The organism is Paenalcaligenes sp. GW821-LYS-B07-1 (genome assembly GCF_058803365.1).
Genome location: NZ_CM179516.1, coordinates 2368541 through 2383339 on the forward strand (window position 1 = coordinate 2368541; position 14799 = coordinate 2383339).

General features: G+C 49.5%; 13 protein-coding genes. 5 read left to right on the plus strand and 8 right to left on the minus strand.

From position 1 onward, the window contains the following. Positions 1 to 23 precede the first annotated feature (23 nt). Positions 24 to 1829, minus strand: a complete 1806-nt coding sequence (locus tag AC3QL0_RS11355) for a M24 family metallopeptidase (protein WP_493008578.1) — start codon at positions 1827 to 1829, stop codon at positions 24 to 26. A gap of 226 nt (positions 1830 to 2055) precedes the next feature. Between AC3QL0_RS11355 and AC3QL0_RS11360 the strand changes: the two genes are divergently transcribed. Then, positions 2056 to 3705, plus strand: a complete 1650-nt coding sequence (locus AC3QL0_RS11360; protein WP_493008579.1) for an electron transfer flavoprotein-ubiquinone oxidoreductase — start codon at positions 2056 to 2058, stop codon at positions 3703 to 3705. Between the two features lie 143 nt (positions 3706 to 3848). Here AC3QL0_RS11360 and AC3QL0_RS11365 read toward each other — a convergent pair whose 3' ends face one another. From AC3QL0_RS11365 to AC3QL0_RS11380, 4 genes are all read right to left on the minus strand, one after another. Beyond that, positions 3849 to 4730: a DMT family transporter gene (locus AC3QL0_RS11365; RefSeq protein ID WP_493008580.1), complete on the minus strand. Its 882-nt coding sequence runs from the start codon at positions 4728 to 4730 to the stop codon at positions 3849 to 3851. 1 nt (position 4731) lies between these two features. Then, positions 4732 to 6036, minus strand: coding sequence for an MFS transporter (locus AC3QL0_RS11370; RefSeq protein WP_493008581.1), 1305 nt, complete (start codon positions 6034 to 6036; stop codon positions 4732 to 4734). Positions 6037 to 6139: 103 nt separating this feature from the next. Beyond that, positions 6140 to 6991 (minus strand): S-formylglutathione hydrolase, encoded by an 852-nt coding sequence (gene fghA, locus AC3QL0_RS11375; RefSeq protein WP_493008582.1) that lies wholly within the window; start codon positions 6989 to 6991, stop codon positions 6140 to 6142. Between the two features lie 24 nt (positions 6992 to 7015). After that, positions 7016 to 8122 (minus strand): S-(hydroxymethyl)glutathione dehydrogenase/class III alcohol dehydrogenase, encoded by a 1107-nt coding sequence (locus tag AC3QL0_RS11380; RefSeq protein ID WP_493010984.1) that lies wholly within the window; start codon positions 8120 to 8122, stop codon positions 7016 to 7018. A 352-nt stretch (positions 8123 to 8474) separates the two neighbouring features. On the opposite strand from AC3QL0_RS11380, the gene AC3QL0_RS11385 reads away from it, so the two are divergent. Then, entirely contained in the window at positions 8475 to 9044 is a 570-nt protein-coding gene (locus AC3QL0_RS11385) for a C40 family peptidase (protein ID WP_493010985.1), read from the plus strand. A gap of 71 nt (positions 9045 to 9115) precedes the next feature. Here AC3QL0_RS11385 and AC3QL0_RS11390 read toward each other — a convergent pair whose 3' ends face one another. The 3 genes from AC3QL0_RS11390 to lptF form a co-directional block, all read right to left on the minus strand. Beyond that, positions 9116 to 9448, minus strand: a complete 333-nt coding sequence (locus AC3QL0_RS11390; RefSeq protein ID WP_135862881.1) for a DUF2325 domain-containing protein — start codon at positions 9446 to 9448, stop codon at positions 9116 to 9118. A 177-nt stretch (positions 9449 to 9625) separates the two neighbouring features. Then, positions 9626 to 10573, minus strand: a complete 948-nt coding sequence (locus AC3QL0_RS11395; RefSeq protein ID WP_493008583.1) for a CysB family HTH-type transcriptional regulator — start codon at positions 10571 to 10573, stop codon at positions 9626 to 9628. 90 nt (positions 10574 to 10663) lie between these two features. After that, entirely contained in the window at positions 10664 to 11767 is a 1104-nt protein-coding gene (gene lptF, locus AC3QL0_RS11400) for an LPS export ABC transporter permease LptF (RefSeq protein ID WP_493008584.1), read from the minus strand. 53 nt (positions 11768 to 11820) lie between these two features. On the opposite strand from lptF, the gene AC3QL0_RS11405 reads away from it, so the two are divergent. The 3 genes from AC3QL0_RS11405 to AC3QL0_RS11415 all read left to right on the plus strand — a co-directional run bounded on the left by AC3QL0_RS11405 (position 11821) and on the right by AC3QL0_RS11415 (position 14537). Beyond that, on the plus strand, positions 11821 to 13323 hold the full coding sequence (locus AC3QL0_RS11405; protein ID WP_493008585.1) for a leucyl aminopeptidase: 1503 nt from the start codon (positions 11821 to 11823) through the stop codon (positions 13321 to 13323). Further along, positions 13320 to 13757 carry a DNA polymerase III subunit chi gene (locus AC3QL0_RS11410; RefSeq protein WP_493008586.1) on the plus strand — a complete coding sequence of 146 codons (438 nt, stop codon included), beginning with the start codon at positions 13320 to 13322 and terminating at the stop codon, positions 13755 to 13757. Before AC3QL0_RS11405 ends, AC3QL0_RS11410 begins: the two co-directional genes overlap by 4 nt. 69 nt (positions 13758 to 13826) lie before the next feature. Next, complete coding sequence (locus tag AC3QL0_RS11415; protein ID WP_135861720.1) at positions 13827 to 14537, plus strand: Bax inhibitor-1/YccA family protein; 711 nt, start codon at positions 13827 to 13829, stop codon at positions 14535 to 14537. Positions 14538 to 14799: the final 262 nt, after the last annotated feature.

Sequence of the window (14799 nt, forward strand, 5' to 3'; positions counted from 1 at the left end):
AAACTGACCCGGCTGCACCTGTTTTACAACAAGGCTTGTGTCTGCTGTTGCAGCCACTCTAAAGCCTCGCCTTGCAAGAGCGGAGACAAGCGATCACGCACCTCAGCGTGGTACGTATTTAGCCACTGCACCTCCTCTTGCGTTAATAAAGAACGTTCGATACAACGCGTATCGATGGGGCATAGCGTTAGGGTCTCAAAGCGTAGGAAATCGCCAAACTCAGTACTAAACGCAGGCTGCGCCACCACTAAGTTTTCTATACGAATACCCCACTGCCCTGCCCTATACAAACCAGGCTCATTGGAAGTCACCATACCTTGCTGCATGGCTACAGGTTTGGCTGGTCTACCGCGCCATGAAATAGACTGTGGACCTTCGTGCACGTTCAGGAAATAGCCTACACCATGCCCTGTTCCATGCCCAAACTCTAGACCTTCACGCCACAACGGCAATCGCGCCAAAACATCCAGTTGTTGACCCGTAACCCCTATAGGAAAAACAGCCTGAGACAACTGGATCATGCCTTTCAGTACGAGGGTGAAATCCCGTTTTTCAGCGGTGCTAATCTGCCCTACCGGCACAACTCGCGTGATGTCAGTCGTACCGCCCCAGTACTGGCCGCCGGAATCTATCAGCAACAAACCATTGCCTTGTATCCAGGCAAAGCTTTTTTCTGTGGCTTGGTAATGCGGCATAGCACCGTTAGGTCCAAATGCCGCAATAGTGCCAAAGCTTGGGCTCACAAAACCAGGCTTCGCTGCACGTCTGGCAGTGAGCTCTACATCCACGTCAATCTCTGACACTGGACGCTCACGCACAGTGCGCTCAAACCAGGCAAAAAACTCGCACAATGCAGCACCATCTTGCTCCATGGCATCACGTATATGAGCAATCGCTTGCTCACCTTTGATGGCCTTCAAACTTTGCGATGGATTCAATGCTTGCAGCCATTGCGCTTGAGGTGCAGCCAATAATGTCCCTACTGTGACGCGCTGCGGGTCCACCAAGATAGAAATATCGTCGGGTAAATGTGCGAGGTCATCTGCTACTTGGGTGTAATCACGTAGTTCAACACCATCAGCACGTAATGCTTTGACTAGTTCTGGCGGCACTTTCCCCGCAGCTACATACAAAATAGCACGATCAGCATCTAGCCAGAAATGCGCTAAAAACACAGGGTTATACGGTACATCGCCACCGCGTAAATTCAGCAACCATGCGATGTCATCTAGGCTGGAAATTAAGTGCCCTTCTACTGCTAATGCCTGCATCTGTTCACGCACCTGCAACAACTTCTGTGTACGCGACTCAATAGCGTATTCCAATGCATGCTCATACACAGGCGCATGGGGCAAAATTGGACGCTCAGCCCAAATCTGGCCCGGTAAATCCAGCGAGGTTTCTAAACTCAAACCGCTGTCATGAATACGGCTCCAGCTATCAAAGCCCTGCATAGACAGCACATTGCCATCTATAGCAACCACATCACCTTCTGCCAAGTGCGCTTCCACCCAAGGTAGTGGGTCCAACACGCCCGTATCGCCTTGACGCATCAATGCAATGCCTGAGTCACGCAGATCGCTCTCGGCTTGTACCCAGTAACGACTATCCGTCCAAAGACCGGCAAAACTCTGAGTGACCAACAAACTACCTGCTGAGCCACCAAAACCGCTCAGCCACGCTCGCGCTTGCCAGTGTTCTGGCAAATACTCAGACAAATGGGGATCAGCAGAAGGGATAAAACATGCCTGCACAGTTGCCTGCTGCATCACGGCACGTAGCGCCTGAATACGGTCACTAATAGAGTTGGAAGCCTTGAGTTTATTCATTTTCCTGACAATCTTGTGCGCTCTGGTAACGAAGTAATCTATGCGTTACGCTTAAACCAACAGTATAGCGTTCTAAAACAAACTGTTTGACGATTCTGAAGTTGCTTTTAGTCCCGCAAACGGCTGCCTACCCTATAATTGGCAGCATCTTAATACTTTTGTTGCCTCAACCCGTACTTTGGCACGAACGTTGCAACACTATACCTATATCCGGAGGACCTCTTACATGTCTGAACGCGAATCGATGGAATACGATGTGGTAATCGTAGGCGGTGGGCCTGCTGGCTTAGCCACTGCTATCCGCATCAAACAACGTGCTGCCACAGCCAACCAAGACATCAGCGTTTGCGTGTTGGAAAAAGGGGCAGAAATCGGTGCCCACATCCTATCCGGCGCGGTGATGGACCCTCAAGCCCTGACCGAGCTGATTCCAGACTGGAAAGATAAAGGCGCACCCTTAAATATAGAAGTCAACGCAGACAAGTTTGTTTTCTTGGACGAAAAAGGCGCCAAAGAAACCCCCATGTGGATGCTGCCTGACTGTTTTAAAAACCATGGCAACTACATCGTACGACTGGGTGATGTCACCAAATGGTTGGGCGAACAAGCAGAAGCACTGGGTGTGGATATTTTCCCAGGTTTTGCCGCTGCCACCCTGCTTTACACCGAAGACGGCTCAGCCGTTCGCGGCGTGATCACCGGCGATATGGGTGTAGCCCGCGACGGCACGCACACCGCACATTACCAACCCGGCATGGAACTGCTGGCGAAATACACCATTTTCGCGGAAGGTTCTCGTGGTCACCTAGGCCGTCAACTCATCGAGAAATACAAACTTGATGAAGGTAAAAACGCACAAAGCTACGGTATCGGCATTAAAGAGATGTGGGAAGTTGATCCTTCCCAATCCCAACCCGGCCTAGTAATGCACCTGGCTGGCTGGCCATTGGATTCCGACACCTATGGTGGCGCTTTCTTGTACCACTTGGATAACAACATTGTTGTTGTAGGTTTAGTCGTAGGCTTGGATTACGCTAACCCATGGCTGTCACCGTTTGAAGAATTCCAACGCTTCAAAACACACCCCTACGTACGCTCCACTTTTGAAGGTGGCAAACGTTTGGCCTACGGTGCACGTGCCCTGACTGCTGGCGGTCTGTTGTCCTTGCCCAAACTGGTATTCCCAGGTGGCGCACTGGTTGGCTGTGAAGCAGGTTTCTTGAATGCCTCACGCATCAAGGGAAGCCACGCAGCGATCAAATCCGGCATGATGGCTGCTGATGCCATCGTTGATGCTCTGAGCAACAACCGTGAATACGATGAGCTTAGCGCCTACCCTGCAGCATTTGAAGACTCATGGTTGCACTCTGAGCTGAACAAAGCACGTAACTTTAAGCTGTGGTTCAAAAAAGGCCGCACTATGGGTACGTTGATGACAGGTATAGAGCAGTTGGTGCTGAAAGGCAAAATGCCATGGTCATTGCGTAATACCAAACCTGACCACGCGTTCCTGCAACCAGCCGCATCGTGTCAGCGCATTGAGTATCCAAAACCAGATGGCAAACTCACCTTTGACCGTCTAAGCTCTGTCTTTATTTCTAACACCAACCACGAAGAAGACGAGCCTATTCACCTGACACTTAAAGATGCCGCGATTCCAGTTAAACTAAATTTAGCAACCTACGCAGGCCCAGAGGCACGCTACTGTCCTGCTGGTGTGTACGAGTTCATCAAAAATGACTCCGGTGAAGACCAACTACAAATCAATGCACAAAACTGCGTGCACTGTAAAACCTGTGATATTAAAGACCCTTCCCAAAATATCGTTTGGGTACCACCGCAAGGCGGTGAAGGGCCTGTTTATAACGGGATGTAAGACCCTTTTGTCCTAGACTTCGGTACTAAACGCTACGACAAATACCTGGGGGCGGTGAAGGTGGATAAATAATCCACACTCACCGCCCCCTGTTTTATGAACCATCACACCATAACCATAGCTATCACTGTATGGTCTAGGGTTTAGACTTTCTTGCGACCCGGTAGGTTAATCACCACTAAACCGGTTACCACCAAGACCACACCCAGCTTCGTTAAGGTATCGGGCACTTCACCCAAAACCACCCACGCCAACAAAATAGCTAACACGGGCACACCCAAGCTAGACATACCAGCAACAGTAGCAGACACGCGCTGAATCACGCTTAGCCATAACAACCACCCCATACCCGAAGCCAGCGCCCCCATGTACAGCAAACCTATCACTAGCTCAGGGCCAACCACCCACGGCTGTTGTGGCACGAGCATGCCCATAGGGATGGTAATAATCGCCCCCATAAGCAGTTGCCATACCGTCAGGTTAATAATGTTAGGTTGGTATTTTTCGAACATCACTTTGGACCATACCGCACCAATACCCCAGCACGCACCTGCCAACAACGCCAGCAACGAGCTTGCCATACCGCCCATGCCTTGCCATGGCTTCAACACCATCAACAAACCCACCAAACCAAACCCTAGTGCGATTAGGTACTTGGCATCAGGCTTATTACCCATGATGCGCCATGAGAAAAACACCACCCAAAATGGCATGGTATACGCCAGTAGTACCACCTGCCCCGCCCCGCCACTCATCAGTGCGAACTGAGCCAACACTTGGAAGCCTACCGTTTGCATCACAGCTATACCCAAGCACAGCCAAAATGGTGGCATGCTAAAAGGAATACGCCTCCAGCACTGCACCGCAAATAAAAAGAAAAATGCGATGACATAACGTGTAGCCACCAAATCAATGGGGCCTATGAGCTTGGTCATGGACTTCATTACAATCCAGCTCACCCCCCACAGCACTATCGTTAGCCCCATCAATAACAGGGCATTACGGCTTGACTCACTTTGTTCCAACCTATTCTCCCGCATGCGTGGCTTGTCGCACACCACGCACAAAATCTACTTTTCTCAACCACATCAACGCAACAATAAAAAACAATCCTGTACACAGTAAGGCCAAGCGTTGATTGCCTTGGCTTACCCACGCCACAATGCCATATGACAATGGCCCCACTACCGCTGCTAGCTGTACCGCAAAGCTCCACAGCGCATAAAACTCACCTTGCCTACCGTGTGGCGTTAAGGCACCTACCATCGCTCTACCGGCACTTTGGCTACTACCTATACATACGCCTGCCAGTGCTGCCGCTATCCAAAAGCCTACCGTCGATGTGGTCGCACTTGCCACAAGCACCATCACCAGCCATCCCACCAAAGTGAAGGTCAGTGCTATTTTGTGGCCGATGGCATCTTGCACCGAACCAAAAGTAAGTGCACCAACTGCCGCCGCAATATTGACAGTAAAAATCAACATCATGGTCTGGCCCATGTTAAAGCCCATGACCTGCGTGGCATACACTGACGATAACGTAATCACTACCGAAATACCCGCTTGATAGCAGACGCAACAACACAGCAATCTATAGAGATCAGGAAAATGCTCGCGGCTTTCTTTGTATGCATGCTGGATATGCGCAAACCAATGCCGTGATGCCACGACATCTGTTGCTGCGGCAGGTTCTTTTAACCACAAAAAAGCAGGTATGGCCGCCACACTAAACACAACTGCCGTCAACACCATCACCCACGGCACATACTGTGACGCTACCCAACCTTTGTCCTCGCCTATCACCACAAGCGCCAGTGACAGCCCCAAGGTCAACATGCCTCCAAAATAGCCAAAGCCCCAGCCCCAACCTGACACCCTGCCCAATGCTTCAGGCTTGGCAATGGTAGGCAAAAAAGAAGCCACCACCGCTTCGCCCACGCAGTAGCAATAGTTGGACAGCACTAAAAACACCATTGCCCACAACAACGTTCCCTGACTTGCACCCGCCAGAAATAACGTACCTACTACGCACCCAACGGTGCTTGCGAACAATAAAAACCGTTTCCGACCACGCCTATCAACCCATGCACCCAATGCGGGCATGCTCAGCATGATCAATAAATAAGACAAAGATAGCGTGGTTGTCCACGCCAAAGTGCTCCATGCAGCACCTTCAGCCACTACACCCACAAAATACGCACCAAATACCGAAGTCAGCACAACGGTGGTGTAACCCGAGTTGGCAAAGTCATACATCGCCCATGCCCAGAACTCGCGCTTTCTCACCTGCGGCTGTAGGGTATGCGCCAAGCGCCCTGTGGTGTTTTGCATGCCTGCTCGTTGTATGTGAAGTAATGAGTGACTATATTGCCTGAAAACAGAACACCCTGTTGGCCACAACATCATGCCAACAGGGTGTTTAGCCTGCATACAATCAGGTTAAGCGTTCAGCGTGAAAACGCAAATGATCATCCATAAAGGTGGCAATAAAATAATAGCCATGATCATAGCCAGCATGCCGGCGTAAAGTCAGAGGTTGGCCTACTTCCTGGCAGGCTGCCTCGAACTCTTCTGGGTAGAGTTGCTCAACCAGAAACTGATCACTTAACCCCTGATCTACCAAGATTCCAGCAGGGAAAGGTTGTTGAGACTGGCGCATCAATGCCGACGCATCATACTGTTCCCACGTAGCACGGTCCTTACCCAAATAGCCGTTAAACGCTTTATATCCCCACGGGCACTTTGTTGGTGCCGCTATAGGAGCAAATGCGGATACACTGCGGTATTTTTCAGGATGACGTAGCGCCAATACCAAAGCACCATGCCCACCCATAGAGTGACCAAAAATTCCTACCTTGCTGGCATCACCCGACAACTGCGTTGTGACGATAGTAAATAGCTCGTCTGTCACATAGCTTTCCATACGGTAATGCGTAGACCATGGTGCTTGCGTAGCATCCACATAGAAACCAGCTCCTGTACCAAAATCCCAATGATCTGCCTCTCCTGGTACCTCGGCCCCACGAGGACTAGTATCAGGTGTTACCAACATCACGCCCAACTGTGCAGCCAACCGTTGGGCTGCACCTTTGATCATGAAGGTTTCTTCAGTGCAAGTCAGCCCGGCCAAATAAAACAGCACCGGCACCTTACCCTGTTTGGCTTGTGGCGGCTCAAACACTGAGAACCGCATAGGTAGCCCAATTGCTTGGGAAGCATGTTTATAAAAGCGTTGCACCCCATCAAAACAACGATGCTCGCTAATTACTTCAAGCTCTACCGACATAAGGCCACATCCTCCAACTACGAATTAGTACACCACGACTGAACGAATAGACTCTCCACGCTTCATTAAATCAAAGCCCTCGTTGATTTGATCCAACGACAACTTATGCGTGATCAAGTCATCAATATTCAGCTTACCTTCCATGTACCAATCTACCAATTTAGGTACATCAGTACGACCACGAGCACCACCAAACGCGGAACCTTTCCATACGCGGCCAGTAACCAACTGGAATGGACGAGTAGAGATTTCCGCACCAGCTTCCGCCACACCAATAATGATGGACTGGCCCCAACCACGGTGGCAACACTCCAATGCTTGACGCATGACTTTGGTGTTACCGATACACTCGAACGAGTAATCTGCACCGCCATCAGTCAATTGGATAATGTGATCCACAACGTTTTCTACTTCATTAGGATTAATGAAATGGGTCATGCCGAACTGTCTAGCCATCGCTTCACGCTCAGGGTTCAGGTCTACACCGATAATCTTATCGGCACCTACCATTTTGGCACCCTGAATCACGTTCAGACCAATACCACCCAAACCAAATACCACCACATTGGCACCGGCTTCTACATTGGCCGTAAACAGTACCGCGCCCACGCCAGTCGTTACACCACAACCTATATAACAAACCTTATCAAAAGGCGCGTCAGGACGAATTTTTGCCAGTGCAATTTCTGGCACTACGATATGGTTCGCAAACGTCGACGTACCCATGTAGTGGAAAATAGGTTTCCCATCAATAGAAAAACGCGATGTGCTGTCTGGCATTAAACCTTTACCTTGCGTGGCGCGGATGGCTGTACACAAGTTTGTTTTGCGTGACAAACAGGATTTGCACTGACGGCACTCAGGGGTATACAGCGGCACCACATGATCGCCAGCCTTCAACGATGTCACACCAGGGCCAGTTTCTAATACCACGCCTGCACCTTCGTGACCCAAAATAGCGGGGAACAAACCCTCAGGATCAGCGCCCGACAAGGTGTAGTAGTCTGTATGGCAAATACCAGTGGCTTTAATTTCCACCAATACTTCGCCTGCTTTAGGGCCTTCCAAGGTGACTTCTTCGATCGTAAGAGGCTCTCCAGCTTTCCAGGCTACGGCTGCGCGTGTTTTCATCATTTTTAACTCCCAATGTAATGCTAATGTCAGCTGTTCAGGCAGTCTATTCTGCCCCCGCCTCTAGCACAAGCCCTATAGCCAGCCTACGAAAAAGGCTTTTTACTGCGCGTTGTCAACGCACTGAAATTTTTATTACGTAATATCTCATTACTAACTGATCTCAAACTACGGTTTACTCGCCCAGAATCTTTGGCTAAACTCTTTTTTCGTTGCTTGTTCAAGTTGCTGCACCCCACCAATTGCGGTAAGCCATAACAATACAGCCATCATGTCTACTAAAAATAATAGAACCTTTCAAATTCGCTCACTTCTTCCTAATCGTGTACTTGGTGCCGCTGCTGTAGGCGCTATGGTATTGCTGAGCGGATGTGCAACCCAACAATCCACCCCCGGCGATCAGGCCAGCCTAGACGAATTATTTGTCAGTCTGAGCGCTACGGATAGCCAACGTTACCGCACTCAATCAGATCCACTGGGTGCCTACCTAAAGAACCGAGCGCAAAGCGATATTTATCTTGCCGAACGCCAAGAGCAGCCCAGCACTAGCGATTTTGCTGAAGCCGCTTTAGATTTTCTAGGTACTAAATATCGTTACGGTGGTTCCGTTCCCGAAACCGGTTTTGATTGCAGTGGCTTGGTGGGCTACGCCGCTGAAAAGTCTCTAGGTCTGAAACTTCCCAGACAATCAGCTGAAATTGCTAAAGAAGGCGAATCCGTTAGACGCAACGAATTACAAAAAGGCGACTTGGTCTTTTTTAATACACGCGGCGCTCGCTTCTCTCATGTAGGCATTTATATCGGCAACAATAAATTTGTACACGCTCCTCGCACTGGTGCTGTGGTTCGTGTAGAAGACATGAGCGTATCGTACTGGACTAAACGTTATAACGGCGCACGCCGCCTTACCGCCAGTAACTAACTTGTTAGAACACTAAAAAGCCAGCTCGATTGAGCTGGCTTTTTTGTTTCCGGAGCAAACCTTGTCAGAACTTAATGCGTCTTCCCGCTGTACGGGCATGACTCACAAAAGCCGCCCTGCGTAAGCGCCAACTTCATGCTACATACAGAGCGCCTACAAGCAACCACTTTCACACCAGAGCGTTGTGCTGCGGCTCTAAAAGTTTTCATTACGTTGTGACCTAAGAAGTCCGTCAAAAGAATCAGCAACTCTGTGCCTGAAGGCAGTTGTAAGGTCTTTTTTTGATGAGAGGGGTCTCTACCACTAATGTGTTGTTTGATCTTAATATTGTGCAGGTTGAGCAGGTCTGGAATGTTCCCCAACCTATCTGCACCCACCACCACGGCTGTTACCTGATTAGACATGCTTACTCCTTAAAATTGAAAACATGATAAACGATAATCATTATCATTAAGATTGTCAATCTTGAGTATGTAAGCACCGTTACACACTGCCATTATTTCGCTATAAACATATAAAAAACCCCTGGTGTATGTACATCAGGGGTTTATCTTATGCAGCCTCATCGCGAAAGCTCGCTCTTATACTGAACTTTCGCCATCCAAAGCATCTTGCACTACATCACGTGTGAGTGCTGGCGCCAACATCTCTAGCAACACATATACATAATCGCGCAAGAAAGACCCTGCCTTCACCGCTACACGAGTTTGATGCTTGCCAAACAAGTGCCCTGCAGACAACCCCACCAAACCTTTGTCACGACGCGGATCAAACGCAACGCCAGCAATAATCCCAATACCCAAGCCTACATCCACGTAGGTTTTAATCACGTCGGCATCTAATGCTTCCAACACGATATCAGGGGTGAGATTTTCATTGGCAAATGCCTCATCTATAGAACGTCTACCCGAGAACGCATGGTCGTACGTCACGATGGGGTACTTAGCCAGCAACTTCAGATTCAGATTCTTAGACGCTGGTGTAGGCAGTTCGGCCAATTCATGATCAGGCCTTACTACAATAGTGTGTTCCCACTCATATACTGGCAATGCGACCAACCCAGGCGTTTTAGACAGTGTTTCAGTCGCAATCGCCACATCGGCCTGCTCATGCAACACCATAGACGCCAAGTGCGCAGGACTGCCCTCTGCCAAGGATAAATGCACCTTAGGAAAACGTTTTCTGAAAGCAGGAATCACCTTGGGCAGTAAATAACGAGCTTGGGCGTGGGTACATGCGATCACCAACGTACCTTCGTCGTCACGCGCAAAGTCATCACTGACTTTTTTCAGATTATCCACTTCGAGCATGATGCGCTCGATGATCTTGGCAACGTCGGCACCCGGACGAGTAAGTCCTTTAATGCGTTTGCCATGTCGTTCGAAAATTTTGATGCCCAGTTCATCTTCAAGCTCAATAATGGCTTTGGATACACCTGGTTGTGAGGTATAGAGTGAACGAGCCGCTTCAGTCAAATTGTACTGACGGCGTATTGTCTCCCGCACGAATCGGAATTGTTGAAGATTCATAGTAAGCCCCTGTTGTTAGCTTATTATATGGAATAAGGAATGGGCTTAATATTAATTATAGTAATATACTTAGAGTCTACAACTAGAAGCCTATGACTGCTTCGGGCGCTTAATACGCATTTTTTTCCAGAACAAAAATACCACTAATAGGCTAAATGCAGCGTGCACTAATAGCGTACCTACCGGGAAGCTCAAACTACCGCTGGCAATCCAACCACGCGACAAGTTGATTAAGTTCATATAGAGCAATGCCAGCAAACCGGCAAGTAAGATATTGCCCGACCGCCCTAAACGCGGATTTACAGCCCCCAAGGGAATTGCCAATAACGCCAAGTTTAAGGCTGCCAACGGCAAGGCTGAACGCCACATCACTTGCGATCGAGCCCTATTCGTATCGTCGCCTAACAACTGTGCGGTAGGCCGTGCCTTAATTTGTTGTTCAGCCCGTGCTCGTATCTGCTCGCTACTGGTACCCTGCTCATCTCGGTTTTCTAAGCGCACACCGTAGTTCTCAAACTCTGTGATACGGAACCAAGGTGTTTTAGGCTTCATGTCATAACGGTAGCCTTCATTCAGCACCAAGAAACGGTCGCCATTATCTTCGTTTTGCACATGTGCGCTTTTAGCCGTAATCACGCTAAACCACTGCGGATCAATCACACGCGCCACCACCTTACCTAGTTCCTCACCCTCACCCAATGGTTCTTCAGTAAAAAACACGCGGGCACCATCTTCTACTTCGATGAATTCACCGGGAGATACTTTGCTAAGGTCAGAGCGCAACTCAAAGCGTTGGCGGTATTCGGATATTTGCAGGTACGCCCAAGGGGATGCAAAAAATGTTAGTACCGCGATCAACAGGGCAATAGGAATCGCACAGGACAGCACCGGGCTAATCCAGCTACGTAATGACAACCCACTGGCAAACCACACCACCATCTCAGACTCTCTGAAACTGCGCGTGATAGTCGTTAGTACGGCAATGAATAGTGAGACAGATAAAATCACTGGCAATGCCGTGATGGAAGAGAACAGCGCCATGCCCAGCACCACGTCGGCACCAATACTGCCACCAGCCGCCTCGCCTACTAGCCTAACCAGCAGTACACTAAGCCATACCACTAGCAAAGTGGATAGCACAACACCTGCGTGGCTCAGGATTTCGGATATAGAACTACGTTTGAACAAAAACATGGGACAATAAGCAGGTTAATGCGACAACAGGCCTGTACTCATAGGAAAATCGTATGGAATTTAGCACACAAAGTTCAGCTTCTTTACATCAGATCAAAACTTCAGCTTTAGCGATCGGTGTATTTACCAATCAGGTTCTTACCCCCGCTGCGGACGTTATTGATCGCGCCTCTAATGGTGCTATCCGTAAAGTCCTCAAAAGCGAGTTTAGCGCAAAGTCTGGCTCACACTTGGTATTGCGTAATCTAGAGGGCATCAAAGCAGAGCGTATCGTACTGGTTGGCCTGGGTGATCAAGAAAAATACCAAGCCGCACAGCACAAAACTGCTGAAAGCACTTTTGCCCAGTACTGCATCCAAGCAAAACTGAGTGAAGCTGTATCCACACTAGCCGGAGTAGATTGCAACGGCACCACACTGCGTCAACGCAGCAGTGGCGCAGCACAAGCTGTTCTGGCCGCCAGCTACCGTTTTGATGCCACACTGAGCACCAAAGCAGAAGCTCTGAAACTTACCAAATACCTACAGTGGGTACCTCGCACGCTGGTTAGCGAGTCCAAAGCTGGTTTGGATGAAGGCTCCGCCATCGGTAAAGGGGTTAATTTTACCCGTTTGCTGGCCGATCTGCCGCCCAATATCTGCACACCCACCTATTTAGCTGAGCAAGCCAAGCAATTAGGCAAAACTTACCCCTCTTTGAAAGTGGAAGTGCTACAACGCAAACAGATGGAAGCGTTGAAAATGGGCTCTTTCCTTTCCGTGGCTAAAGGCTCTGTAGAACCACCAGTCTTTATCATCATCAAACACAAACCCACCAAAAAAGCAGCGGCTGAATCTGCACCACTGGTATTGGTAGGTAAAGGTCTGACATTTGATGCGGGCGGTATTTCTCTGAAACCTGCTGCCAACATGGATGAAATGAAATACGACATGGGTGGTGCAGCCAGCGTTATGGGCAGCATGATGGCCGTAGCTGAGTTGAACGTTGATCACGAAGTGATTGGCGTGATCGCATCGTGCGAAAACTTGCCTAGCGGAGCCGCCAACAAACCTGGCGATGTCGTAACCAGCATGGCAGGCAAAACCATCGAAATCCTGAACACCGACGCAGAAGGTCGTTTGGTATTGTGCGATGCGCTGACCTATGTTGAACGCTTCAAGCCGGCTGCCGTCGTAGACATCGCTACGCTGACTGGTGCTTGCGTTGTAGCGCTGGGTCATATCAACAGCGGTTTATTTAGCCCTGACGATAGCCTTGCCGAAGAACTGCTGAATGCCGCTAAACAAAGTGGTGACAGCGCATGGCGCATGCCTTTGGATGAACGCTACCAAGAACAGCTGAAATCCAACTTTGCAGACATCGCTAACATTGGCGGCCCTGCTGCGGGTTCCGTCACTGCTGCATGCTTCTTGCAACGCTTTACTTCTGCATACCCATGGGCTCACTTGGATGTGGCCGGTACAGCATGGCGCAGTGGTAAAGATAAAGGCGCTACAGGCCGCCCTGTACCTCTGTTGGTACAGTTTGTGCTGGATCGTTGCCAACAGGCCAAATGACTCGCGTAGATTTCGCCTTTGATGCCAGAGACCGGCTACGCACCGCTTGCGATGTTATTCGCAAGCATTACGTGCGTGGCCGACGTGTCATCGTTTATCTAAACGATGACCGTGCTCTGGCACGCTTTGAACACTTGCTGTGGGGCTTTGAGCCCACGGCGTTTATCCCGCATGTACGTGCTGAAGATCCTTTAGCTAGCACCACACCGGTGATTCTCTGCCACACAGACCCCGACCCTTCTCTTAGTCAAGCAGGTAGTGAACCGGCATGGCTAATCAACCTCGCTGCCTCCTGCCCACCTAACAGTGAGCAATTCACCCGCATTCTTGAAATTGTGTCTGATGAGCACAAAGATAAAGAAACCGCGCGGAACCGTTGGCGCTGGTACCAATCTAAAGGGTATGACCTACATGCGCACAGCTTGCAACGCTAAAAATCTTGCGTGTTCAGGTAGTTGTCAGTTAATCTTTAGCCATTTCCCGTATTTTCTAAAGGATGCGTCATGAGCGACTTTCGTCAATCAAGCCTGCCTGAGCATTCCGGCTCAAGGGCTTCGCAGTCAGCACTGGCTCAAAACCGTGTACTGCGCAACACCTACTTGCTGCTGGCTCTCTCCATGGTTCCCACCATTCTGGGTGCCTTGATTGGCCTGCGCACTGGCATTAACCAAATCATGGGCAGCAGCCCAGGCATGAGCGCCGTAGTATTCCTAGTGGGTGCTTTCGGCCTGATGTTCATGGTAGAACGTAACAAAAACAGCTCATTGGGTATTGTGTTCCTGATGGCCTTCACCTTCTTCATGGGCTTGATGCTGTCTCGCTTGCTAGGCTTTGTGCTGGGCATGCAAAACGGCTCACAACTGATCATGATGGCGTTTGGTGGTACTGCCGCTGTGTTTGCCGTAATGGCCAGCGTTGCCGCCACAGCCAAACGTGATTTCAGCGGTATGCAGAAGTTTCTGTTTATCGGTGCAGTGATCCTGATCTTGGCTGCTCTGGGCAACATCTTCTTTCAGATGACAGCCCTAACCTTGGTGATCTCCACCATGGCTATCGGTATCTTCTCTGCTTTCTTGCTGATCGACCTGCAACGCATTATGCGTGGCGGCGAAACCAACTACATCAGCGCAACCTTGGCGGTATATCTGGATGTGTACAACATCTTCAGTAACCTGCTGGTGCTGTTGGGTATTACGGGTGGCAACAACGACTAATCATCGTTGAAACTCACCATAGGGGCTATGACTAGCCTCTAGAAAACCCTCCCGTAAAACGGAGGGTTTTTTCATGCACGATGGATACGTATCAACATATTCACCACTGGCTGCAGTAGCTAGCACTGCGAAAAGTATTTTTTAATTTGTACACCAAATAAAAAAAACTTTCCTCCGTTTTCCCTTCATCGCTTGCCACGGTTTTTAGTGTGGTTGCTGTTGAAGATGGTGAGTACTTCTATGGCCAACGAAAGAGGCATGC